At 73.1% G+C, this 25,428-nt stretch carries 5 protein-coding genes and 4 pseudogenes; 4 read left to right on the top strand and 5 right to left on the bottom strand.

The genetic code is table 11. The annotated features are described in order from the left end of the window. Positions 1-26 precede the first annotated feature (26 nt). Positions 27-9,548: pseudogene (locus AMK21_RS35225) on the bottom strand (type I polyketide synthase); the annotation flags it as partial. A gap of 74 nt (positions 9,549-9,622) precedes the next feature. Next, positions 9,623-13,732, bottom strand: a pseudogene (locus tag AMK21_RS33105) (type I polyketide synthase); the annotation flags it as partial. Between the two features lie 259 nt (positions 13,733-13,991). Between AMK21_RS33105 and AMK21_RS33100 the strand changes: the two are divergent. The 4 genes from AMK21_RS33100 to AMK21_RS33085 are packed head-to-tail and all read left to right on the top strand — an operon-like array spanning position 13,992 to position 17,957. Continuing rightward, positions 13,992-15,428, top strand: a complete 1,437-nt coding sequence (locus AMK21_RS33100) for a glycosyltransferase (RefSeq protein WP_073882849.1) — start codon at positions 13,992-13,994, stop codon at positions 15,426-15,428. A gap of 12 nt (positions 15,429-15,440) precedes the next feature. Then, positions 15,441-16,496 carry a DegT/DnrJ/EryC1/StrS family aminotransferase gene (locus tag AMK21_RS33095; protein WP_073882848.1) on the top strand — a complete coding sequence of 352 codons (1,056 nt, stop codon included), beginning with the start codon at positions 15,441-15,443 and terminating at the stop codon, positions 16,494-16,496. A 30-nt stretch (positions 16,497-16,526) separates the two neighbouring features. Next, positions 16,527-17,702 (top strand): cytochrome P450, encoded by a 1,176-nt coding sequence (locus tag AMK21_RS33090; protein ID WP_073882847.1) that lies wholly within the window; start codon positions 16,527-16,529, stop codon positions 17,700-17,702. Positions 17,703-17,756: 54 nt separating this feature from the next. Next, positions 17,757-17,957 carry a ferredoxin gene (locus tag AMK21_RS33085; RefSeq protein WP_251052665.1) on the top strand — a complete coding sequence of 67 codons (201 nt, stop codon included), beginning with the start codon at positions 17,757-17,759 and terminating at the stop codon, positions 17,955-17,957. Between the two features lie 69 nt (positions 17,958-18,026). On the opposite strand, the gene AMK21_RS33080 is transcribed toward AMK21_RS33085, so the two are convergent. From AMK21_RS33080 to AMK21_RS33075, 3 genes and pseudogenes are all read right to left on the bottom strand, one after another. Then, positions 18,027-19,211 (bottom strand): cytochrome P450, encoded by a 1,185-nt coding sequence (locus AMK21_RS33080; protein ID WP_073882846.1) that lies wholly within the window; start codon positions 19,209-19,211, stop codon positions 18,027-18,029. 77 nt (positions 19,212-19,288) lie between these two features. After that, a pseudogene (locus AMK21_RS37265) lies at positions 19,289-19,918 on the bottom strand (alpha/beta fold hydrolase); the annotation flags it as partial. A gap of 270 nt (positions 19,919-20,188) precedes the next feature. After that, positions 20,189-25,417: pseudogene (locus tag AMK21_RS33075) on the bottom strand (type I polyketide synthase); the annotation flags it as partial. Positions 25,418-25,428: the final 11 nt, after the last annotated feature.

The raw sequence follows: 25,428 nt of genomic DNA, 5'->3' as shown, positions 1-25,428 counted from the left end.
GCAGGACGTACGCCGCCGGGAGGGCACTACATCTCGGTCGCGAGCCGCAGCAGGCTTTCGGCGTCCATGTCGTCGAGCGATTCCTCGGCCCCGGCCGCCCGGGGGGCCGCGTCGGCGGTGTCGTCGGCGGCGAGTTCGAGCACCATGTCCAGGAGTCCCGCCCTGCGGAGTCGGCTGATGGGAATGGCGGCGAGCGCGTCGCGGATCTCCGCGTCGGGGTCGTCGGACCGGTCGGTCCCGGCCGGTCCCTGGGCGGCTCCGAAGAGCAGGGAGCCGATGTGCTGGGCGAGAGCGGCCGGGGTGGGGTGGTCGAAGACCAGGGCCGCCGGCAGCGGCAGGCCCAGGGCCGTCCGCAGGCGGTTGCGCAGTTCTACGGCCGTGACGGAGTCGAAGCCGACGTCGCGGAAGGCACGGGCGGCGGGGATGGCCTCCGCCGCGTCGTGACCGAGGGTCGCGGAGGCTTCCGTGCGGACCGCTTCGAGCAGGGCGCGGTCACGTTCCGCGGTGGGCAGGGCGTCGAGGCGCCGCCTGAGCGGCGGGACGGCGGACCCGTCGTCGTCGGCCGGTGCGCCGTCCCCGGCGGCCAGTGCCCGGACCGCCTCCGGGATCCGGGAGAGCAACGGGCTCGGCCGGGTCGCGGTGAAGCTCGGGGTGAAGCGTTCCCAGTCCATGAGCGTCACGGTGAGCGCCGTGTCGTCGTCCTCCAGCATCCGCTGGAGCGCGGCGAGCGCCAGCGGCGGTTCCATGGGCATGACGCCCTGGCGCCGCAGCCGTTCGTGGACCTCGTCGACCGTGGCCATGCCGACCTCGGCCCAGGTTCCCCAGGCGACGGACGCCGCGGTGAGCCCCTGCGCCCTGCGGTGTTGGGCCAGGGCGTCGAGGAAGGCGTTGGCCGCGGCGTAACCGGGCTGGCCGCCGCTTCCCCAGGTCGCGGCGCCCGAGGAGAACAGCACGAAGGCGTCCAGGTCGAGATCGCCGGTCAGTTCGTGCAGATGGAGGGCGGCCGTCAGCTTGGAGCGCATCAGCGCGTCCAGCCGGTCGAGGGTCAGGGCGTCCACGGTGTCGTCGCCCTCCGCCACACCGGCGGCGTGGAAGACGGATGTCAGCGGGAGGCCGGCGGGGACGGCGGCGAGCACACCGGCCAGCGCGTCGCGGTCGGCGGCGTCGCAGGCGGCGACGGTGACCCGGGCGCCGAGCCCTTCCAGTTCGGCGCGGAGCTCGGCAGCCCCGGGGGCGTCCTCGCCTCGGCGGCTGGTCAGTACGACGTGTGCGGCACCGCGTTCGACCATCCAGCGGGCGACCCGGCCTCCGATTCCGCCGGTGCCGCCGGTGATCAGGGTCGTGCCCCTGCCCTGCCAGCGCCGCTCGGGCCGCTCGGCCGTGGGGGCCGCGTGCGTGAGGCGGCGGCCGTAGAGCCCTGACGGACGGAGGGCGATCTGGTCCTCGCCACCGGGGGCCGCCAGTACGCCGGCGAGCCGGGCGGCGGCGCGATCGTCCAGCACGTCGGGGAGGTCGATGAGGCCGCCCCAGCGGTCGGGGTGCTCCAGGGCGGCCACGCGGCCGAGTCCCCACAGCGCGCCCTGGACGGGCCGGGCGAGCCGGTCGTCCGTGCCGACGGACACGGCGCCCCTGGTGACGCACCACAGCGGGGTGCGGAGTCCGGCGTCGCCCAGCGCCTGGACGAGAGTGAGGGTCAGGGCCAGCCCTGCGGGCACCGAGGGGTGGTCCGGCAGGCGCTCCTCCACGGGGGCCAGCAGGGACAGTACGCCGGTGAACTCCGGTCCTTCCTCGGCGATGTCCGCGATCCTCTTGGCCCAGCCGGTGCGGTCCGTGCCGCCCGGCCCGTTCTCGGCCTCCAGGTGGACGGTGTCCGGTCCGAGTGCGGCGAGCACGGCGGAGATCCAGGGGTCGTCCTCGCGGCCGGCCGGGAGGACGGCGAGCCAGCGGCCCGGCGGGGCGGCGTTCGGTTCGTTCAGCCGGGACCAGTCGACGCGGTAGCGCCAGGCGTTGACGGCCGAGCGCTCGCGCTCCCTGGCCCGCCAGGTCGACAGGGCGGGCAGTACGGCGCCGAGCGAGGAGCGCGCGGCGTCCGCGCCGACGCCGAGTTCGTCGGCCAGGGTCTCCAGGTCCTCCTTCTCGACGAGCTCCCAGAACGCGGCGTCCGCGCCGTCGCCCCCGCCGGACGCGGCGGGGGCGTCCGCGGGCCGGGGCTCGGGCCAGAAGGCGCGGCGCTGGAAGGCGTACGTGGGCAGGTCGACGGGGGTCTCGGATCCGGCCGGGAACGCCGAGGTCCAGTCCACCGTCGTCCCGTTGGCGTGTGCCTCGGCGAGCGAGGTGAGGAAGCGGCGGAGGCCGCCCTCGTCGCGGCGTAGGGTGCCGAGCACCACCGCGGACTCGGCGACGGCCTCCTCCACCGTCTCCTGGGTCTCCTGGACGGAGGCGGCCAGCACGGGGTGGGGGCTCACCTCGACGAAGACGCGGTGCCCGTCCGCCAGCAGCGCCCGGGTCGCCTCCTCCATGCGGACCGTCGTGCGCAGGTTGGTGTACCAGTAGTCGCCGTCGAAGGCGGCCCCGGTCAGCCGGGCGCCGGTCACCGTCGAGTAGAACGGCACGCGCGGCACCGTCGAGCGCACCGGGGCGAGGACGCGGGACAGTTCCTCGCGCACGGCCTCGACGTGCGGGCCGTGCGAGGCGTAGTCCACGGCCACCTTGCGGGCCCGGACGTCCTCCCGCGTGCAGGCGGCGAGCAGTTCGTCCAGTGCCGCGGCGTCACCGGAGACGATCACCGAGGACGGGCCGTTCACGGCGGCGACGGAAAGCAGGTCGCCCCAGGGTTCCAGCAGTGCGGTCACCCGCTCGACGGGCGCCGCGACGGACATCATCCCGCCGAGGCCGGAGAGCCGGGGCAGTGCCTGGCTGCGGAGGGCGACGACGGCGGCGGCGTCCTCCAGGCTGAGCGCGCCCGCCACGTGGGCGGCGGCGATCTCGCCCTGCGAGTGGCCCACTACCGCGGACGGCTCGACGCCGTACGAACGCCAGAGGGCCGTCAGGGCGACCATCATCGAGAACAGGGCGGGCTGGACGACGTCGACACGTTCGAGCAGCTCCGGGTCTCCGTCCCCGGCCAGGACGTCGTGCAGCGACCAGTCGGTGTACGGGGCGAGGGCGACGGCGCAGGCGTCCACGGCCTCCTTGAACACCGGCGACTCCGCCAGCAGTTCGCGGCCCATGCCCCACCACTGGGAGCCCTGGCCGGGGAAGACGAACACGGGCCCGCGGGAGCCTTCGCCCGGGGTGCCGTGCACGACTCCGGGCGCGCTGCGGCCGGTGGCGAGTGCTTCGAGGCAGTGCCGGAAGTCGTCCCGGGTACGGCCGAGCAGGACCGCGCGGTGGTCGAAGACCGTGCGGGTCGTGGCGAGGGACCGGCCCACCCGTGCGGGCGAAAGGTCCGGATCGGCGTCGGTGAGGGCGAGCAGCCGGGCGGCCTGGGCGCGCAGGGCCGGGCCGGACCTGGCCGAGACCGGCCACGGCACGAGGTGGTCGTCGCCGGGGTCCCGGTGCTCGTCGGTGCGGCTGTCCGGGCCGGCCTGTTCGAGGATCAGGTGGGCGTTGGTGCCGCTGATCCCGAAGGACGACACGCCGGCCCGTCGAGGGCGGTCGGTGTCCGGCCAGTCGGTCCGCGCGGTGAGGAGTTCCACCGCTCCGGCGGTCCAGTCGACGTGCGTGGAGGGGGTGGTGGTGTGGAGGGTAGCGGGCAGCACCCCCTCGGACATGGCCATGACCATCTTGATGACGCCCGCGACCCCGGCGGCGGCCTGGGTGTGCCCGATGTTCGACTTGAGGGACCCCAGCCACAGCGGGTGCCCCTCCTCACGGCCCTGGCCGTAGGTGGCCAGCAGCGCCTGCGCCTCGATCGGGTCGCCCAGCCGGGTACCCGTACCGTGCGCCTCCACCGCGTCCACCTCGCCGCCCGACAGACCGGCGTCGGCCAGGGCCTGGCGGATGACCTGCTGCTGGGAGGGGCCGTTGGGGGCGGTGAGGCCGTTGGACGCGCCGTCCTGGTTGATCGCCGAGCCGCGGACGACCGCGAGGACGCGGTGGCCGTTGCGGCGGGCGTCGGAGAGGCGCTCCAGCAGGACGAGGCCGACGCCCTCGGCGAGGGTCATTCCGTCGGCGTCGTCGGAGAACGGCTTGCAGCGGCCGTCGAGCGCGAGGGCGCGCTGCCGGCTGAAGCCGACGAAGGCGTGCGGGGTGCCCATGACGGCCGCGCCGCCCGCCAGGGCGAGTGAGCTCTCCCCGCTGCGCAGGGACTGGCAGGCCAGGTGCATCGCGACCAGGGAGGAGGAGCAGGCGGTGTCGACGGTGACCGCGGGGCCCTCGAATCCGTACAGGTAGGACACCCTGCCGGACAGCACGCTGGCCGCCGTACCGGTGACCATGTGGACCTCGGAGCCCTCGGCGCCGTTCTGCACGCTCGTCGAGTAGTCCTGGTAGCTGGCGCCGATGAAGGTGCCGGCGGTGGTGCCCCGGAGCGTCTCCAGGTCGATCCCGGCGCGCTCGAACGCCTCCCAGGAGGTCTCCAGGAGCAGGCGCTGCTGCGGGTCCATGGACAGGGCCTCGCGCGGCGAGATGCCGAAGAACGCGGGGTCGAACTCCGCCGCGTCGTGCAGGAACCCGCCGCGGACTGAGTAGGTCCGGCCCTGCCGGTCGGGGTCGGGGTCGTAGAGGCCCCGGGCGTCCCAGTGGCGGTCGGAGGGGAACTCGGTGATCGCGTCGGCGCCGTCCAGGGCGAACCTGATCAGCTCCTCGGGCGAGCTCACACCGCCGGGGTAGCGGCAGCTCATGCCGATGATGGCGATCGGGTCGTCGTCGGCCCCCGGTCCGGTGGGGACGGTGCGCGCGGCCGTCTCGGCTTCGGTGCCGCCGCCGAGGGCGACGGTCTTCAGGAAGGCGGCCAGCGCCACGGGGCTGGGGTGGTCGAAGACCATGGTCGAGGGGAGCGTCAGACCCGTGGCCGCGACGATGCGGTTGCGCAGGTCCACCGCGGTCACCGAGTCGAAGCCGGCGTCGCGGAAGGCGCGCCGCTCGGGGAAGGACTCGGCGGAGTCGTGCCCGAGGACGGCGGCCGCCTCGGTGCGGACGAGGGTGAGCAGGAGCCGGTCCTGCTCGGGGCCTTCCAGGCCGTTCAGCCGTGCGGCGAGGTCGCTCGTCGCCGGTCGGGCGGCCGCCGGTCCGGTGGCGGGGGCGAGTTGGCGGGCGACCTCGGGCACCTCGTCGAACAGGCGGGTGGGGCGGCCGGCGGTGAAGACCGGATAGTAGGTGTCCCAGTCGATGTCCGCGAGTCCGATGACGGTCTCGTCGTCGTCGAGGGCCCGGCCCAGCCCGCGCAGGGCGAGCTGCGGGTCCAGGTGGGCGAGTCCGCTGCGGCGGATGTGGTGCGGGTCGGCCCGTTCGCGTTCGGCGTCGTCGGGCCACTTGCCCCAGTGCACGGAGGTGGTGCGCAGACCGCGGGCCCGCCGGTGCACGGCGAGAGCGGAGAGGTAGGCGTTGCCCGCCACGTAGGCCGCGTGGTGCCCGCTGCCCCACATGCCGGCGGTGGAGGAGTAGAGGATCAGGTCGTCGAGCTCGTCGTCGTCGAGGAGTTCGTCGAGGTGCTGGGCCCCGGTCACCTTGGCGTGCACGACGTCGGCGAAGGACTCCATCGTGGTCTCGGCCAGGGTGTACAGCTCCATGACGGCGGCGGTGTGGACGACGGTGCGTACGGAGCGTCCGTCCGCCTTGAGGTCCGCGAGGAGCGCGGCGAGCGCGGCGCGGTCGGTCACGTCGCAGGCGACGGCGGCGGCCTCGGTGCCGGACTCGGCGAGTTCCGCGACGAGTTCGGCGGCGCCGGGCGCCTCGGCGCCCCGGCGGCTGGCGAGCACCACATGGTCGGCGCCCTGCTCGGCGAGCCAGCGGGCGAGGCCGGGGGCGAGGGTTCCGGATCCTCCGGTGACCAGGGTCGTACCGCGCGGAGTCCAGGCGCGGGCGCGACCCTCTCGCGCGGCCGGGGCGCGGACGACGCGGCGGGTGAAGATCCCGGAGGGGCGTACGGCGAGCTGGTCCTCGTCACCGAGCGCGCCCGCGAGCGCGGACACCACGCGTCCGGCGGCGCGGCGGTCGAACACCGGCGGGAGGTCGACGACCCCGCCCCAGCGCTGCGGGTGTTCCACGGCCGTGGTCCAGCCGACTCCGGCGACCTGTGCCTGCGCCGGGTGGGTCAGCGGGTCGCCCGGACCGGTGGAGACCGCGCCCCGGGTGAGGAACCACAGCGGGGCGACGACTCCGGCGTCGCCGAGGGCCTGGACCAGGGAGACGGTGAGTGCGAGGCCGAGGGTGAGGCCCGGATGGCGGGTGCCGCGCTCCTCGGCGGCGGCGAGCACGGAGACGATGCCGGTGAACTCGCCCGCGTCGGCGAGCCGTTCGGCGAGGACCGCGCGGTCCGTGCAGGCCTCGTCCAGGACGAGGCGGGTGACCTCGGCGCCCGCTCCGGTCAGCAGGCCGGTGGCCTCGCTGTCGTCGACGCCTGCGGCGCTGACCACCAGCCAGGTCCCCGTGAGGGTGCTCTGCGGGACCTTCGCCACCGGTGACCAGGTCACCCGGTAGCGCCAGGAGTCGATGGCGGAGCGGTCGCTGCGGGTGCGGCGCCAGGCGGAGAGGGCGGGCAGTACTGCGGCGATCGCGTTCTCGTCCGTCCGCAGCGTCGTGGCCAGGGCGGCGAGGTCCTCCCGTTCGACGGCGGTCCAGAACTCCGCGTCCTGCGGATCGATGGCGTCGACCCGGTCGATGACGGCCGGGATGTTCCAGAAACGCTCGTGCTGGAAGGGGTAGGTGGGCAGGTCGACCCGCCGGGCACCGGTACCCGCGAAGACCCCCGCCCAGTCGACGTCGACCCCACGCACGAAGACCTCAGCGGCCGAACGCAGGAAACGCGCCACACTGTCCTGCTCCCGCCGCAGAGTACCGGCCACCACACCCGGCTCCCCGACCCGGTCGATCATGTCCTGCACCGGCATCGTCAACACCGGATGCGAACTCACCTCGACAAACGCCCGATACCCCTCCGCCAGCAAACCCTCGACCGCATCCGCGAACAACACCCGCCCCCGCAGATTACGGAACCAGTAACCACCGTCCATCTCCCGCGTATCCAGCCACCCACCCGTCACCGTCGAGAAGAACGGAACCTCACCCACCCGCGGAACAACCGGCGCCAACACCCCCGCCAGCTCATCACGAAGACGCTCCACCTGCACCGAATGCGACGCGTAATCCACCGCGACCCGCCGCACCCGCACCCCCTCGGCCGACAACACCGCCGACAGCTCATCCAGCGCCTCCGGCTCACCCGACACCACCACCGAACGCGGACCGTTGACCGCAGCCACCGACACCCGCCCCGACCACACCCCCAGACGACCCTCCACCTCCTCCAACGGAAGCGGAACCGACATCATGCCGCCACGACCCGCCAACACCCGGCCGATCGCCCGACTCCGCAACGCCACCACCCGCGCACCATCCTCAAGGGACAACGCACCCGACACCACCGCCGCCGCGATCTCCCCCTGCGAATGCCCCACCACCGCATCCGGCACCACACCACACGAACGCCACACAGCCGCCAACGACACCATCACCGCGAACGACGCCGGCTGCACCACATCCACCCGCTCCAACGACGGAGCACCCTCAACACCACGCAACACATCCACCAACGACCAACCGGTGAACTCACCCAACACCGCCGCACACTCCGCCACACGCTCCGCGAACACCGGCGACTCCTCCAACAGCCGCGCACCCATCCCCACCCACTGCGAACCCTGACCCGGAAACACGAACACCGTCCGCCCCTCCACATCAGCCACACCCCGGACCAGGCCGGTCCCGGGTGCTCCGGAGCCCAACGCGGTGGTCGTGGCGAGGAGTTCCTCGCGTCCGGCTCCGATCACGACCGCCCGGTGCTCGAAGAGCGAGCGCGAGGCGACCAGGGAGTGGCCGACGTCGGCCGGACGCGTCCCGGGTGCGGCCCCGAGCATCTCCACGAGGGCCCTGGCCCCGTCACGCACCGCTGCCTCGCCGCGGCCCGAGAACACCCACGGGACGGTGGCGGCTTCGGCACAGGGGGCGGCCGGTACGGGCTCCTGCGGCTCGGCGGGCTCCGGGGCCTGCTCCAGCAGGGCGTGGGCGTTGGTGCCGCTGATCCCGAAGGAGGACACCGCGCACCTGCGCGGCCGTCCCCTCTCCGGCCAGGCGACGGATTCGGTGAGCAGGCGAACCGCGCCGGAGTCCCACTCGACCTGCGAGGACGGCTTCTCGGAGTGGAGCGTTCGGGGCAGCACGCCGTTGCGCAGGGCCATGACCATCTTGATGACGCCCGCGACCCCGGCGGCGGCCTGGGTGTGCCCGATGTTCGACTTGAGGGACCCCAGCCACAGCGGGTGCCCCTCCTCACGGCCCTGGCCGTAGGTGGCCAGCAGCGCCTGCGCCTCGATCGGGTCGCCCAGCCGGGTACCCGTACCGTGCGCCTCCACCGCGTCCACCTCGCCGCCCGACAGGCCGGCGTTGGCCAGGGCCTGACGTACGACGCGTTCCTGCGAGGGGCCGTTGGGAGCTGTGAGGCCGTTGGACGCGCCGTCCTGGTTGACGGCGGACGACCGCAGCACCGCGAGCACCTGGTGGCCGTTGCGGACCGCGTCGGAGAGGCGCTCCGCGACGAGCACGCCGACGCCTTCGCCCCAGCCCGTGCCGTCCGCGTCGTCGGAGAAGGCCTTGCAGCGGCCGTCGGGGGCCAGGCCGCCCTGCTTGCTGAACTCGACGAAGACGGAGGGCTCGCTGAGGACCGTGACGCCGCCGACGACGGCGAGTGAGGACTCGCCGCTGCGCAGCGACTGGGCCGCGACGTGCAGTGCCACCAGGGAGGAGGAGCAGGCGGTGTCGACGGTGATGGCCGGGCCTTCGAGGCCGAGCGTGTAGGCGAGGCGTCCCGAGAGCACGCTGGCGGCGGTGCCGGTCAGCGCGTGCCCGTGGAGTTCCGTGCCGGCCGCCGCCGAGGGCGCACCCCAGTGGTAGGCGCCCACGAAGACGCCCGCCCTGCTGCCGCGCAGTGCCGTCGGGGCGATGCCGGACCGCTCCAGTGCCTCCCAGGTCACTTCGAGCAGCAGCCGCTGCTGGGGGTCCATGGCGAGCGCTTCGCGCGGCGATATTCCGAAGAATTCGGCGTCGAATTCCGCTGCCTCGTAGAGGAATCCCCCTTCGTGCGTTGCGCTGTTTCCTTCGCCGTCCCCGGTGAGCCGGTCGAGGTCCCAGCCGCGGTCCGCGGGAAATCCGGATATGGCGTCCCCGCCGGATTCGACGAGTTCCCAGAGAGCTTCCGGGGAGCGCACACCGCCGGGCAGTCTACAACCCATTCCGACGATGGCGATCGGCTCGTTCTCCCTCAGTTCCATCTCGCCGATGCGCTGGCGTGCACGACGGAGATCGGACGTCACTCGCCTCAGGTAGTCGACTACTTTGTCCTGCTGGTCTTCTGGCACCGGTCCGTCCTCATCATCATCGGGTCGCGAGCGAAAGCAGCAGTTCTTTACGTGGTTTCGAACTCTTCATCGATGATGTCGAGCAGTCTGTCGACCGACACCGTGTCGATGTCCTCGCCAGGCCCGTGCGCCGGGGAGGGCGAGGGCTGCCGAAGGGCGGAAAGGAGTCTTTCCAGGCGGTCGGCGATCACCTGGCGTTCGGAACCGTCCGACGGTACGGCGTGGACGACGGCCTCGAATCGGGCGAGTTCGTCGTCGACGGAGCCGGCCGCGGAGGCGTCCGGTGGGGTGAGCACCGTCGCGAGGTAGCCGGCGATCAGGGCGGGCGTCGGGTAGTTGAAGACGAGTGTGCTGGGCAGCCGGCGACCGGTGAGGGCGATGAGCCGGTCGCGGAGTTCGACGCCCGCGAGCGAGTCGAGGCCCAGCTCCTTGAAGGCGTGGTGGGCTCCGACGGAGTCCGGGGTGCCGTGGCCGAGGACGGCGGCCGTCTCGGCGCGCACCAGGTCCAGCAGATGGCGGTCCCGTTTCGCGGGGGGCACCCCGTCGAGCTGTTTGAGCGGAGTGACGGCACCGGAGCCGGGCGCGCCCGGCGCGGTCGCCGACGGCCCCGTGGTGCGGGGTCCGCCGGACGGCGGGGGCGTCCTGTGCGGGCTCGTCACCGGAGCGGGCCGCAGTTCCTCGGCGGTCAGGGGGCGGACGCGCAGAGCGTCGGCGGTGAGCACGGGGGCGCCGCTGCGGTCGGTCGCCGTCAGCCGCAGTACCGTGCCGGCCGTGTCCTCGACGGGGTCGATCCGTACGCGCAGGGCGGTGGCACCCCGTGCACGCAGGACCACGTCCCGCCAGAGGTCCGGGACACCGGTGCGCTCCGCCATGGCCGCGTGCCGTGCGGCGTCCAGCAGGGCGGGGTGGAGTCCGTACGCCGGCGCGTCGGCCGTCTCCGTCGGCAGGGCGACCTCGGCGAAGGTCTGGTCGCCCCTCCTCCACAGCGCCCGCAGCCCCCGGAAGACCGGGCCGTAGTCGAGGCCCTGATCGGCGAGCCGCTCGTAGTGACCGTCCAGAGCGACCTGTTCGGCGTCCTCCGGCGGCCACACGTCCGCCCCGGGGCCCGGCGCCGGGCGGGTGTCCGGCTCCAGGGCGCCGGGGGCGAGGTACCCCGTGGCGTGTTCGGTCCAGGGCTCGCCGGTGGCGCCTTCCGGCCGTGAGTGGACGGTGACGAAGCGCCGTCCGATGCCGTCCCCGGCCCCGACGCGGACCTGGAGCCGTACCGCGCCGTGGTCGGGAAGGGCCAAGGGCCGGGTGAGGGCCAGTTCCTCGACCCGGTCGCAGCCGGCCTCGTCGCCTGCCCGGACCACGGCTTCCAGCAGGGCGGACCCCGGCAGCGTGATCCGTCCGGCGACCGCGTGGTGCGCCAGCCACGGCTGGGTGCGGACGGAGAGCGTCCCGGTGCACACCAGGCCGCCCCCGTCGGCGAGTTCGAGGCTCGCGCCGAGCAGGGGATGCCCGGTGGCGGCCGTGCCGCCGTCGGCCGGCCCGGCGGGCGGGGCCGGCCAGTGGCGTTCGTGCTGGAAGGCGTAGGTGGGCAGGTCGATCCGCCGGGCTCCCGTGCCGGCGAAGAAGACCCGCCAGTCGACCGGGACGCCTTCGGCGTACAGCAGGCCGAGCGCGGTGACGAGTGCGGCCTCCTCCGGGCGGTCCTTGCGCAGGGCGGGGACGACGGTCAGGGGCCGGACGGCGTCGCCGTCGGCGCTGGTGTCCCCGAGGCCCTCCCTGGCCATCGCGGACAGGACGCTCCCGGGGCCCAGCTCCAGCAGCACGTCCACGTTCTCGCCCCGCAGCGCCCCGATGCCGTCGGCGAACCGCACGCTGTGGCGCACGTGCCGGACCCAGTAGTCGGGGGTGCGCAGTTCGGCGCCCGCGGGCCGGCCGGTGAGGTTGGACAGGACGGTCATGTCCGGCTCGTGGAAGGTGAGTGTCGCGACGACGCTCCGGAAGTCCGCGAGCATCGGCTCCATCAGCGGCGAGTGGAAGGCGTGGGAGACGGGCAGCCGGCTGGTCCTGCGGCCCTGCCCGGCGAAGTGGGCGGTGATCTCCAGGGTGGTGCTCTCGTCGCCCGCGACCACCACGGACCGGGGTCCGTTGACCGCGGCGAGGGAGACCTCGTCCTCGCGGCCGTCGAGCAGGGGGGCCAGCTCGGCCTCGGTGGCCTCCACGGCCACCATGGCACCGCCGGCCGGCAGGGCCTGCATGAGCCCGGCGCGAGCGGCGACCAGGCGGCAGGCGTCGGCCAGGGTGAGGACCCCCGCGACGTGGGCCGCAGTGATCTCGCCGACCGAGTGGCCGCCCACCACGGCGGGGCGGACGCCGAGGGATTCCACCAGCCGGTACAGGGCCGTCTCGACGGCGAAGAGCGCGGGCTGTGTCCACCCCGTGCTGTTCAGCGGGCCGGGGTCCTCACCCCACAGGACAGCGCGCAGCGGGCCGTCGAGGTGCTGGTCCAGCTCGTTCAGTACGGTGTCGAGCGCGCGGGCGAAGACCGGGAAGCGTCCGTACAGTTCCCGGCCCATGCCCAGGCGCTGGCTGCCCTGGCCGGGAAAGAGGACCGCGACGGTTCCGGCGCCGGCCTCGGAGCGGGCCGCCCGGGACACCCGCTGCCCGTCCGCGAGCAGGACCGCTCGGTGCCGCAGTGCGGCCCGCCCCGTCGCCAGGGAGTAGCCGACGTCGAGGGCGTCGGGGGCGGGGTCACGCGCCACGAAGCCGGTCAGCCGGTTCAGTTGGTCCGTCAGTGCCTGCTCGGTGTTGGCCGAGACCGGCCAGGGAACCACCGCGGGCACGACGGCGGGTTCGGGGGCGGGCGTCACCGTCTCGTCGGGGGCCTGCTCCACGATGACGTGCGCGTTGGTGCCGCTGACGCCGAAGGAGGACACCCCGGCCCGCCTCGGGCGGCCCTCGGGGTGCCAGGGCACCGGTTCGGTCAGCAGCTCGACGGCACCGTCGTGCCAGTCCACCTCGCCGGTCCGCTTGTCGACGTGGAGGGTGCGCGGCATCAGTCCGTGCCGCAGGGCCATCACCGTCTTGATGAGGCCCGCCACTCCGGCAGCCGCCTGGGTGTGCCCGATGTTGGACTTGAGGGAGCCGAACCGCAGCGGGTTGCCGGGGGCCCGGTCCTGCCCGTACACGGCCTGCAGGGCGTGTGCCTCGATCGGGTCGCCGAGCCTCGTGCCCGTGCCGTGGGCCTCGACCAGGTCGATGTCGGCTCCGGTGAGTCCCGCGTCGGCCAGGGCCTGCCGGATCACCCGCTCCTGCGCCGGTCCGCTCGGGGAGGTCAGTCCGTTGGACGCGCCGTCCTGGTTGACGGCGCTGCCGCGGAGGACGGCGAGCACGGCGTGCCCGCGCGCACGGGCGTCGGAAAGCCGTTCCAGTACGACCATGCCGACACCCTCGGCCCAGGCGGTGCCGTCCGCCGCGTCGGAGAACGCCTTGCACCGCCCGTCGGGGGCCAGGCCGCCCTGCCGGGAGTGGCCGACGAAGCCCGCGGGGGTGGACATCACCGTGGCGCCGCCCGCGACGGCCGTCGAGCACTCCCCCGCGCGCAGGGAGCGGGCCGCCCAGTGCAGCGCGACCAGCGAGGAGGACGAGGTGGTGTCGACGGTGACCGCCGGGCCTTCGAGGCCGAGGGTGTAGGCGAGCCGCCCGGAGGCGACACCGGGCGAGAGGCCGGTCACGGCGTGGCCCGCCATGTCCTGCGGGGAGCGGTCGGCGACGAGGGCGTAGTCCTGCCCGTTGGTGCCGACGAACACGCCCGTGCTGCTGCCGTTCAGGCTGTGCGGGTCGATGCCCGCGCGTTCGAACGCCTCCCACGCGGTTTCGAGCACCAGTCGCTGCTGGGGGTCCGTGGAGACCGCCTCGCGTGGGGACATGCCGAAGAACGCGGCGTCGAAGTCGGCGGCCCCGTACAGGAATCCGCCCTCGCGGGGCACGCTGCGCCCCGGGCCGTCGCCGGCCAGGGCGTCCAGGTCCCAGCCGCGGTCCGCGGGGAAGCCGGAGATCGCGTCACGGCCCGTGAGGACCAGGTCCCACAGCTCCTCGGGGGAGCGCACGCCGCCCGGGTAGCGGCATGCCATCCCGACGACCACTACCGGGTCTTCGTCGGCTCCGATCGTCATGACGTCGCACGCTCCTGGGGGAAAGGTGGGGCTACGGAACAGCTCTCCGTGCCGGATCGTATGGCGGCGGGCGCTGTACATTTCCCTAAGGAATTCGAGAGTCCCCGGCGGAAGACTAGGGATTCTCCGGAACGTGGCGTGAGACCAAGTAACTGCTCCGCTTCCACGCATGCGGGGCAGCCACCCGGCGACCCGCCGTGTGGGTACCTGTGGCGCGGGCCGTTGGGGCCGCCACTTCCGGAGGGTGTTGCCCATGGGCTCGATTCGGCGGCCTGTCCTGTTCGTCAGCTATGCCGAAAGCGGTCTTCTCAACCCACTGCTGGTGCTCGCCCAGGAATTGTCCCGTCGCGGCGTGGAGGACCTGTGGTTCGCGACCGACGAAAAGGCCCGCGCGGAAATCGGTGCGGCCTCGGTGAAGACACCGGTCGAGTTCGCGTCGCTGGGTGATGTGGTGCCGCAGATGTCGGCGGTCACCTGGGACGACGAGACCTACCGTGAGGTGACCCAGCGCTCGCGTTTCAAGGCGCACCGCGCGGTCATCAAGCACTCCTTCGCACCGGAGTCCCGGGTCGAGAAGTACCGGCGTCTCGAAGCGGTGGTCGAGGAGGTGCGGCCGGCTCTGATGGTCGTCGAATCGATGTGTCAGTTCGGGTACGAGCTGGCGATCACGAAAGGCATTCCGTTCGTGCTCGGCGTGCCGTTCGTGCCGAGCAACGTCCTCACCTCGCACGTGCCGTTCGCCAAGTCGTACACGCCGAGCGGCTTCCCGGTGCCGCACTCCGGGCTGCCTCGCGACATGACGTACGCGCAGCGGGCGGAGAACCAGCTGTTCCGGTTGCGCACGCTGGGCATGTTCATGAACTCCTCGATGCGCAAGGTGGTCGAGGAGGACAACCGGATCCGCACGGAGCTGGGGATCGCTCCCGAGGCGCGTCAGATGATGGCCAGGATCGACCACGCCGAGATGGTGCTCTGCTACTCGGTGCCCGAGCTGGACTACCCGTTCCCGATGCCGGAGAAGGTGCGCCTGGTCGGCGCCATGGTGCCGCCGCTTCCGCAGGCTCCGGACGACGGTGGTCTGTCCGAGTGGCTCGACGGCCAGAAGTCCGTGGTCTACATGGGGTTCGGCACGATCACCCGGCTGACCCGCGAGCAGGTCGGCGCGCTGGTGGAGGTGACCCGCCGGCTGGAGGGCGGGCGCTCCGTCCTGTGGAAGCTCCCCGCGGAGCAGCAGGAACTACTGCCCCCGCCCGAGCAGTTGCCGGACAACCTGCGGATCGAGGCGTGGGTCCCCTCCCAACTGGACGTGCTGGCGCACCCCAAGGTCGACGTGTTCTTCACCCACGCGGGTGGCAACGGCTACCACGAGGGGCTGTACTTCGGAAAGCCGCTGGTGGTGCGCCCGCTCTGGGTCGACTGCGACGACCAGGCCGTGCGGGGCCAGGACTTCGGCGTCAGCCTGACGCTCGACCGGCCGGAGACCGTCGACCCGGACGACGTCTACGACAAGCTGACCCGGGTGCTGGGCAACAGCGCCTTCCGCAAGCGCGCGGAGTACTTCTCCTCACTGCTGCGGGACGCGGGCGGCCGTGCCGCGGCTGCGGACCTGCTTCTCGGCCTGCCCGCCCTCACCGAAGCCGGGCCGGTCATCCCGCCCGCGCCCTCCACCGCCGCTTCCGCCAACGACTGATCGAGGCATTGCATGTCATTCACCCAGCCCGTGTCCAAGCCCTGGCTCGGCGAGCGTGAGCTCGAATACGTGACGGACGCCGTCAGCGGCGGCTGGATCTCGTCACAGGGGCCCTACGTCCGCAAGTTCGAGGAGGCGTTCGCCGCCTACAACGGCTCCGCGTACGGCGTCGCGTGTTCGTCCGGCACGACGGCGCTCACGCTGGCGCTGCGGGCGCTCGGGGTCGGCCCTGGTGACGAGGTGATCGTCCCCGAGTTCACAATGATCGCGTCGGCGTGGGCGGTGACCTACACCGGCGCCACCCCCGTCTTCGTGGACTGCGGGGACGATCTCAACATCGATGTCGCGCTCATCGAGGAGAAGATCACCCCGCGCACCAAGGTGATCATGCCGGTGCACGTCTATGGCCGCCGCTGCGACATGGACCGGATCATGGATCTGGCCCACGAGTACAACCTGCGCGTCGTGGAGGACTCCGCGGAGGCGCACGGGGTCCGTCCGGTCGCCGACATCGCCTGCTTCTCCCTCTTCGCCAACAAGATCATCACTGCCGGCGAAGGAGGCGTCTGTCTGACCGACGACCCGCACCTCGCGGAGCAGATGGCGCACCTGCGAGCGATGGCGTTCACGAAGGACCACAGCTTCCTGCACAAGAAGCTGGCCTACAACTTCCGTATGACGAGCATGCAGGCGGCCGTCGCCCTGGCGCAGACCGAGCAGCTCGACGCCATCCTGGACAAGCGCCGGGAGATCGAGCGGCGCTACGACAAGGCGCTGAGCGGCATCGACGAGATCACCCTGATGCCTCCGCGCGACGTGCTCTGGATGTACGACCTGCGGGCCGAACGCCGCACCGAACTGCGGGAGTTCCTCGCCGAGGACGGTATCGAGACCCGGCTCTTCTTCAAGCCCATGAGCCGGCAGCCCGGGTACCTCGACCCGCGGTGGCCCTCGCTGAACGCCAGCCGGTTCAGCGAGGACGGCTTCTACCTCCCGACCCACACCGGGCTCACCCAGGAGGATCAGGAGTTCGTCACCGACAGGATCCGCACGTTCTACGGCGCCTGAGCCGCGTCCGAACCCCAGGGAACTGAGAAGATGACAACTGTCGACAGGTGTCCGGTCGCCTTCCCGCTGCGGCGGCCCGGCCAGACCTTTCCTCCTCCGGAGTACCAGGGCTTCCGTGCGAGCACCGGGCTGGTGAGCACCACGCTGCCCTCCGGGGTGCCCGTGTGGCTGGTGACGCGGCACGAGGACGTACGCAAGGTGCTGACCGACACCCGGATCAGCTCCAACCCCTCGCACCCCGGCTTCCCCCGGGCCGCGAAGACCGGCGGTGTGCCGTCCCAGGACGAGGTGCCCGGCTGGTTCGTGGCCCTGGACCCGCCGGAGCACGGGCGGTTCCGCAAGACGCTGATCCCCGAGTTCACCGTCCGCAAGGTGCGGGAGATGCGGCCGGCCATCCAGCAGATCGTGGACGAGCGCATCGACGCGATGCTCGCGGCGGGCGACACCGCGGACCTGATCGCGGACTTCGCGCTGTCCGTGCCGTCGCTGGTGATCTCCAGTCTGCTCGGGGTGCCCAACGCGGACCGGGACTTCTTCGAGACGAAGACCCGGGTACTGGTCACCCTCACGTCCACGGACGAGCAGCGGCAGGACGCGTCCAGGGCGCTGCTGCGCTATCTCAACCGGCTGATCGCCGTCAAGCAGAAGCGGCCGGGCGACGACCTGATCAGCCAGCTGCTGGCCGAGGGGTCGCTCAGCAGACAGGAGCTGTCCGGTGTGGCGATGCTGCTGCTGATCGCCGGGCACGAGACGACGGCGAACAACATCGGGCTCGGTGTGGTCACCCTCCTCTCCCATCCGCAGTGGATCGGCGACGAACGGGCCGTGGAGGAGCTGCTGCGCTACTACTCGGTCGCGGATCTGGTCTGTTTCCGGGTCGCCGTCGAGGACGTGGAGATCGGCGGGCAGCTCATCAGGGCGGGCGAGGGGATCATCCCGCTGGTCGCCGCGGCCAACCACGACGGGACCGTCTTCGAGCGTCCCGACGAGTTCGACCCCAGCAGGTCCGCCCGGTCGCACGTGGCGTTCGGCTACGGGGTGCACCAGTGCCTCGGGCAGAACCTGGTCAGGGTCGAGATGGACATCGCCTACCGGACGCTGTTCGAGCGGATCCCGACGCTGGAACTGGCCGTACCGGTTGAGGAACTTCCGCTCAAGTACGACGGGGTGCTGTACGGGCTGCACGCCCTGCCCGTCCGCTGGTAGCGGTAGCCATACGAGCCAGGGCGGCGGCAGGGCCGCGGGCCGATCGACGGAGGAATGATGGTGCGCATCAGCGTGGACACCGACCGCTGCGTGGGGGCCGGACAGTGCGTGCTGTCGGCTCCCGGCGTCTTCGACCAGGATAGCCACGGGATCGTCCAGGTGCTGGGGGAGCCGGCGGACGAGACGGCCCTGGCGGACACGCGGCAGGCGGAGCTCGTCTGCCCGGGACAGGCGATCACCGTCGACGAGGACTGAGGAGGGCCGTATGGCGAAGGGCTCCGCCCCCACCGCTGGTGGGGGCGGAGCCCTTCGCGATGCCGGGTGCTACCAGGTGACGGGCACCTCGGTGAGGCCCGCAGAGAGCTGCCCCCCGAGCACCTGCAGTTCCTCGACCGGGCGGGCGAGGCGCAGGGCGGGGAGCCGGGTGAAGAGCAGGGTGTACGCCGTCTGCAACTGCATGCGCGCGAGCGGGGCGCCGATGCAGTGCCACATGCCGTGGCCGAACGTCAGGTGCGGGTTGGGCGAGCGGGTGATGTCGAAGACCTCGGGGTCGACGAAGACCTGGGTGTCGAAGTTGGAGAGGGTGAAGTCGAGCAGGACCAGGTCCCCGAGGCGGATGGTGACCCCGCCGATCTCGACGTCCTCGGTGGCGTAGCGCGGCAGGACCGACCCGCCGGCCTTCGCGGACCGCAGGATCTCCTCCACGGCGTCGGCCATCAGCTTGCGGTCGCCCAGCGCCGCGTCCCGCTGCTCGGGGTGGAGGCCGAAGAGGATCACCCCGAGGTCGATGTGGCTGGCGACGGCTTCCAGCCCGGCGAACAGCACCCCCGCCGCGACGGGTCCGATGCGTTCGTCCGAGGGTTCCTTCACGCAGAGCCGCGAGATGACGTCGTCGGCGGGCTCGGCCCGCTTGCGGCCGGCGAGCTCCACGAGATAGCCGAAGAGGTCCTGCTGCCCGCCCTGGACGGTGTCCGGGTCGTCCAGGCCGCCCATCCGCGACAGCAGGGTGACGAGCAGGCCCCGGTCCTCGGGCGGTACGCCGATGAGCTCGCCCAGCACGGCCAGGGAGAACGGCAGGGAGAACCCACCGTGCAGGTCCGCGCCCGGACCTTGGGCGGTGAAGCTCTCCAGCACCGCCTCCGCGAGGACCTCGACCTTCGGCATCATGTCGAGAACGCGCCGGGCCGAGAAGTTCGGGGTGAGCATGGCCCGGGTCTCGGTGTGCAGTTTCCGGGCCACGTCGGCGTCGTCGCTGACCAGCATGTCCAGGAAGGGGTTCTGGACATAGCGCGGGGCGTTCGCCGGGTCGGGGTGCGCGCGGGCCAGCCGGTCGTCGCGGAGCAGTTCCTTCAGCTCGGCGTGCCGGGTCACCAGCCACCCCTCGTCACCGGCGGGGGTACGGACCCGGCAGACGGGGCTGCGGCTCTGGAGTTCGCGCAGCAGCGGACTCAGCCGCAGCACGGTCGGCGGCACTCCCTTGAGCGACGGCACCTCGTGGGACGTGGTCATGGCGTGGTTCTCCTCTGGACGGTGGTGCGTGCGTGCTGTTGTTCTCCGCGGCTGGCGGGGGGCGCGGCCGGGGCGGGTCACGCCTCGGCGGCGGGCAGGCCGGCGAGCCACTCCTCGATCGTCCGTGCGGTCAGCGCGGAGTGTTCCTTGGCGAGGGAGAGGTGGTCGGCCTCGATCTCACGGATGTCGTCGGCGGGGACCCCCGCGGTGTCGAACAGGAAGCCGTCCAGCGACTCCGTGCAGCGGACGAGCATCGTGGGCGCGGTGGTGGGCGCCGTCTCGATGTCGACCATCGCCATGAACCAGTGCGCCATCGCGGAGAGCCGGGCGCTGTTCAGCGTCACCGACGGCGAGTCGATGTCGGCCAGGTAGTACCGCGTGGTCCTGTCGAGGTCCTTGCCCTCCCCCGGCTGGTAGCGGATGCTCGCGGTGTCCAGCAGGATCACCGCCTCGGGCTTGACACCCCAGGTCTCCTCCAGCACGCCCGCGGCGAGATAGGCCAGTGAGCCGCCCGTCGAGTGCCCCACCAGGACGAAGGGCTCGCCGTCGCTGGCGTGCAGGGCGCTCTCGGCCACGATCCGGGCCGCGGCCTCGCTGGTGGCGGGCAGCAGTTCGCCGGGCGCGAAACCCATCAGAGGAAGCGCGCAGACCTGCCGCCGGCCACGGAAGTGGGCCGCGATGCGGGCGTACTGGTGGACGCCGCCGGTGGCGCCGGGAGCGCTGACGAAGATCAGCCGGGGCGCGGCGGGGCCGTCCGCGAGGACGACGGGCCGTGACAGCTCCTCCAGGTCGGCGGGGGTGTCGAAGGTCGGCCGGGTGTTGGCGACCGCCTTCAGCATGCGCATGCCCTCGACCATCTTCCCGGACCGTACCGCCGCGTAGAACAGCCCCTCCAGCGTCTCCTCCGTGCTCACGGTCCGGCTCTCGTGGGCCGGGCCCGAGGAGGCGGCGCCGCCTGCGGGGCCCGCGGCCAGTTGCCCGGCCAGCTCGGCGTGGAGCATCCGGGCGAGCTTCACGGGCGTCGCGCTGTCGAAGACGACGGAGGTCGGCAGCCGCAGTCCGAGCGCCTCGCCGAGCTGGTTGCGTAGCCCGACGGAGACCAGCGAGTCGAATCCCAGTTCCAGGAAGCCCTTCTCGGGGTCGACCCCACTGGGGTCCGGGTGGCCGAGGAGCGCCGCGGAGTAGCCCACCACCAGCTCGGTGAGCAGGTTCTCCTGCTCGGCCGCGCCGAGGTGGCGCAGCCGCTCCCGCAGCGTGACGGGCGAGCGCTCGGCCGCGGCGGCGGACCGGCGGGTGCGCGGCACGAGTTCCCGCCAGAGCGCCGGCAGGGCCTGCTGTTCCCGGAGCCCGGCGACGTTGACACGGGCGGGGGCCACCGTGGCGCGGTTCAGGACGAGCGCGGCGTCGAGGAGCGCGTGGCCCTGGCCGAGGTCCAGGGACGGCAGGCCGCCCCGCGCCATCCGCTCCAGATCGGCGGCGCTCACGTGACCGGTCATGCCGCTGCCCCGGCCCCAGGGGCCCCAGGCCAGGGAGATGGCGGGCAGGCCCTGGTCCCTGCGGTGCTGGGCGAGCGCGTCCAGATAGGTGTTGGCCGCGGCGTAGTTGCCCTGTCCGGGGCTGCCCAGCACGCCGGAGACCGAGGAGTACAGCACGAACGCGGCGAGATCGAGGCCGCGGGTCGCCTCATGCAGGTTCCAGGCGCCGTCCACCTTCGGCCGGAAGACGCGGTCCAGCAGTTGTGGCGTCAGTGAGGCGGTCATCGCGTCGCCGAGGACGCCCGCGGTGTGGACGACGGCGGTCAGCGGGTGCGCGTCCGGCACACCGGCCAGCAGGGCGGCCACCGCGTCCCGGTCGGCCAGGTCGCAGGAGACCACGGTGGCCTCGGCGCCCGACTCGGCGAGGGAGGCGACCAGTTCGTCCGCGCCAGGGGCGTCGGGGCCGCTGCGACTGGCCAGCAGGAGGCGCCGTACGCCGTGCCCGGTGGCGAGGTGACGGGCGAGTTCGCTGCCGAGACCGCCGGTTCCGCCGGTGATCAGCACGGTGCCTTCCGGGTCCCAGGCACGGGCCGTCGTGCCGGACGGGGACGCGTCGCCGGTCTCGGGGAGCCGGGTGAGGCGGCCCGCCCTGACGGTGTGCTCGCGCACCACCAGTTGCTGTTCGTCGAGGGACAGCAGCCCGGGGAGCACACCGGCCGAGAGGAACGTGTCGTCCATGTCGACCAGCAGGAAGCTCCCGGGGTTCTCGGTCTGCGCCGAGCGCACGAGGCCCCGGACGGCTGCGGCCGCCGGGTCGTGCATCCGTTCGCCGTCGGCGGCCACGGCCCCGCGGGTGACGAAGACCAGCCGGGACTGCGCGAGTGCGGGCTCGTTCAGCCATTCCTGGAGGAGGCCGAGCACCTGGGAGGTGAGGGCGCGCACCGCATCGGGTCCCGGCAGGGCGGGGTCGCCGACCACCGGTACGAGGAAGACGTCGGGGGCGACACCGCTGTCGCCGACCGCGCCGGTGAGGGATTCCGCGTAGGCGCTGACGGTCTCGTCGGCGCGGTGCATCGCGTAGCCGAGGTCGAGTTCGTCGGTGCCGACGACGGCCCAGCGGGTGCCGGTGGGCGCCGCCGGTATGGCGACGGGCACCCAGTCGAGGGTGAGGAGCGAGCCGTTTCCGGCCCCTCCCGTCGCGGTCGCGGCCGGGGTCCGCCCCTCGCCGGTGTGCGGGCCCAGGACCAGGGAGTCGACGGTGAGCACCGGGGCGCCCGTCGTGTCGACGGCGCTCAGCGCCACCTCGCGGGGGCCCGTGGCGGTGATCCGCACGCGCAGGGCAGAGGCCGCGACGGCGTGCAGGACCAGCCCGCGCCAGGCGACCGAGGCGACGGCGGTGCCGGCGTCGTCGAGCAGGCCCGCGGCGCGGACCGCGGCGTCCAGCAGCGCGGGATGGATCCCATACGCGTCGGCGTCCTCGACCCGGGCGGGCAGCTCCACGTCCGCGTAGATCTCGCCCTCGCCGATCCAGCCGCCCGTGAGCCCCCGGAACACGGGCCCGTAGGTCATGCCGGCCGTGCCGAGCCGCTCGTGCAGGGCGTCCACGGCGGCGGGCTCGGCGGCGTGCGGGGGCCACACTGAGGTGTCGAACGCGGCGGTGTCGCCGGCGGGTTCGCCCGGGGCAAGGGTGCCGCGGGCGTGTGCCGTCCACGGGGCCGTGTCGCCGTCGGCGGGGCGGGAGTGGACGGTCACCGCGCGGCGGCCCCGTTCGTCCTGCGCCCCCACCCGGACCTGCACGGTGAGCGCGTCGCGCTCGGCGAGCAGCAGCGGGGCGAGCAGCGTGAGTTCCTCCACACGGTCCGCTCCGGCCTGGTCGCCGGCCCGGATCGCCAGCTCCGCGAGGGCGGTGCCCGGCAGGAGGATCCGGCCGTCGGCACGGTGGTCGGCGAGCCACGGGTGCGACTGCGCGGACAGCCTGCCGGTCAGGACGGTCTCGTCGGACTCCGCGATGGTGACCGCGGCGCCGAGCAGCGGGTGCCCGGCGGCCGTCAGACCGAGGCCGGAGGCGTCGGCGGGGACGGCGCGCACCGTGGGCCAGTAGCGGCGGCGCTGGAAGGCGTAGGTGGGCAGGTCCACCCGGCGTGCTCCGGTGCCGGCGAAGAACTGGGCCCAGTCGACCGCGATCCCGCGCGTGTGGAGCCCGGCGAGCGCGGTGACCGCGGAGGTCTCCTCCGGGTGCTCGGAGCGCAGGAGGGGCAGGGCGGCCACGGCCGGGTCCTCGGCGGACTCCGGTACGAGGGCGGAGAGCACCGCGTCGGGGCCGAGCTCCAGGAAGGTGCGGACGCCGCGTCCGGCGAGCGTCCGTACTCCGTCGCCGAAGCGGACGGGCCGGCGGACGTGGCGGACCCAGTAGTCGGGGTCGGCGAGTTCTCCGGGGACGGCCGGCTCTCCGGTCAGGTTGGAGATCACGGGCACGGACATCTCACCGAACGTCAGCGACGCGGCGACGTCCCGGAAGTCGTCGAGCATGGGTTCCATCAGCGGGGAGTGGAACGCGTGGCTGACCGACAGCCGGGTGGCCTTACGTCCTTCGGCGGACAGCCGGTCCGCGAGGGCGAGGACGGCGGCCTCGTCGCCGGAGACGACGACGGAGTCCGGGCCGTTGACCGCGGCGAGGGACACGCCGTCGCTGAGCAGCGGTGCGACCTCGTCCTCGGTGGCCCGGACGGCGACCATCGCACCGCCTGCGGGGAGGGCCCGCATCAGGCGGGCCCGCGCGGCGACCAGCCGACAGGCGTCCTCCAGCGGGAGCACCCCCGCCGCGTGGGCGGCCGTGATCTCGCCGACCGAGTGCCCGGCGAGGAAGTCGGGGGTGACGCCCCAGGAGCGCACCAGCGCGTACAGCGCGGTCTCGACGGCGAACAGGGCGGGCTGGGTGAAGCCCGTGTCGTCGAGCGCGCCGGGGTCCTGCCCCCACATGACCTCGCGCAGCGGCCGGTCCAGTTCGTGGTCCATCCGGGCCAGTACGGTGTCCAGCGCGTCGGCGAAGACGGGGAAGCGCCCGTACAGCTCCCGGCCGGCCCCGAGGCGCTGGGAGCCCTGGCCGGAGAACAGTACGGCGAGGCCGCCCTTGGCGGACGTTCCGCGGGCGGCCTCGGCCAACTCGCCGCTCTCTCCCGCCAGGAGCACCGCGCGGTACTCGAAGGCGGAGCGTGTGGTGGCGAGTGAGAAGCCCACGTCCAGCGGTGCGCGGCCGGGCGCTCCGGCCAGGGAGCGTACGGCGTTCAGCTGGGCGTCGAGCGCGGCCTCACCACGGCCGGAGACAGGCCAGGGGACGATCCGGGGCACGGTCTTCGGGTCGGGGGCCGGTGCCGGTTCGTCGCTCTCCTCGGCGGGCGGCGCCTGTTCGATGATGACGTGCGCGTTGGTTCCGCTGATGCCGAAGGAGGACACACCGGCCCGGCGCACCCGCTCACCGGCCGGCCACGCCACCTCCTCGGTGAGCAGCCGTACGTCCCCGGCCGACCAGTCCACGTGCGAGGACGGTGCGTCCACATGCAGCGACCTGGGCAGCACTTCCGCGCGGAGCGCGAGCACCATCTTCATGACGCCCGCGACCCCCGCGGCCGCCTGGGTGTGCCCGATGTTCGACTTGACGGCGCCGAGCCACAGCGGGCGATCCGGCGCCCGGTCCTGGCCGTAGGCGGCCAGCAGGGCGCCCGCCTCGATGGGGTCGCCCAGGGTGGTGCCCGTGCCGTGCGCCTCGACGGCGTCCACGTCGGCCGGGGAGAGACCGGCGCCGGCCAGGGCCTGGCGGATCACCCGTTGCTGGGACGGGCCGTTGGGGGCGCTCAGTCCGTTGGAGGCGCCGTCCTGGTTGACGGCGCTGCCGCGGAGGACGGCGAGGACGGGGTGCCCGTTGCGGCGGGCATCGGACAGTCGTTCGACGACGATCATGCCGGCGCCCTCGGACCAGGCGGTGCCGTCGGCCGAGTCGGAGAACGCCTTGCAGCGTCCGTCGGCGGCGAGACCGCCCTGGACGCTGAACCCGGCGAAGCTGGAGGAGGTCGCCATCACCGTCACACCGCCGGCCAGGGCGAGCGAGCATTCGCCGTTGCGCACGGCCTGCGCGGCGAGGTGGAGGGTCACCAGGGAGGAGGAGCACGCGGTGTCGAGCGTCACCGCCGGGCCCTCCAGGCCGAGCACGAACGACAGCCGTCCCGACAGCACGCTCGCGGCGAGTCCGTTGCCCGCGTACCCGCCCATGTCGTCGCCCGAGGCGAGCACCAGGTGGGCGTAGTCCTGGGAGTTGGTGCCGACGAAGACGCCGGTCCTGCTGCCGCGCAGTGTCCCGGGGTCGATGCCCGAACGCTCGACGGCCTCCCAGGCCACCTCCAGCAGCAGCCGCTGCTGGGGGTCCATGGCCAGGGCCTCACGGGGCGAGATGTCGAAGAAGGCGGGGTCGAAGTCCGGCGCCTCGTGGACGAAGCCGCCCTCCAGGGTGGCGCTTCGCCCCTCCCCGTCGCCGGCGAGGGTCTCCAGGTCCCAGCCGCGGTCCTCGGGGAACCCGGAGATCGCGCTCCGTCCCGAGGAGAGCAGCTCCCAGAAGTCCTCCGGGGAGCGGACGCCGCCGGGGAACCTGCACCCCATTCCGACGATCGCCACGGGTTCGTGGCGACCCGCTTCGGCCTCTTCGAGCCGTTTGCGGGTCTGGTGCAGGTCCGTGGTGACCCACTTCAGGT

It is taken from the genome of Streptomyces sp. CB00316, from assembly GCF_001905595.1.
GTDB lineage: Bacteria > Actinomycetota > Actinomycetes > Streptomycetales > Streptomycetaceae > Streptomyces.
The sequence above is the reverse complement of the archived record's forward strand: the minus strand, read 5'-3'. Positions and strand labels throughout refer to the sequence as shown.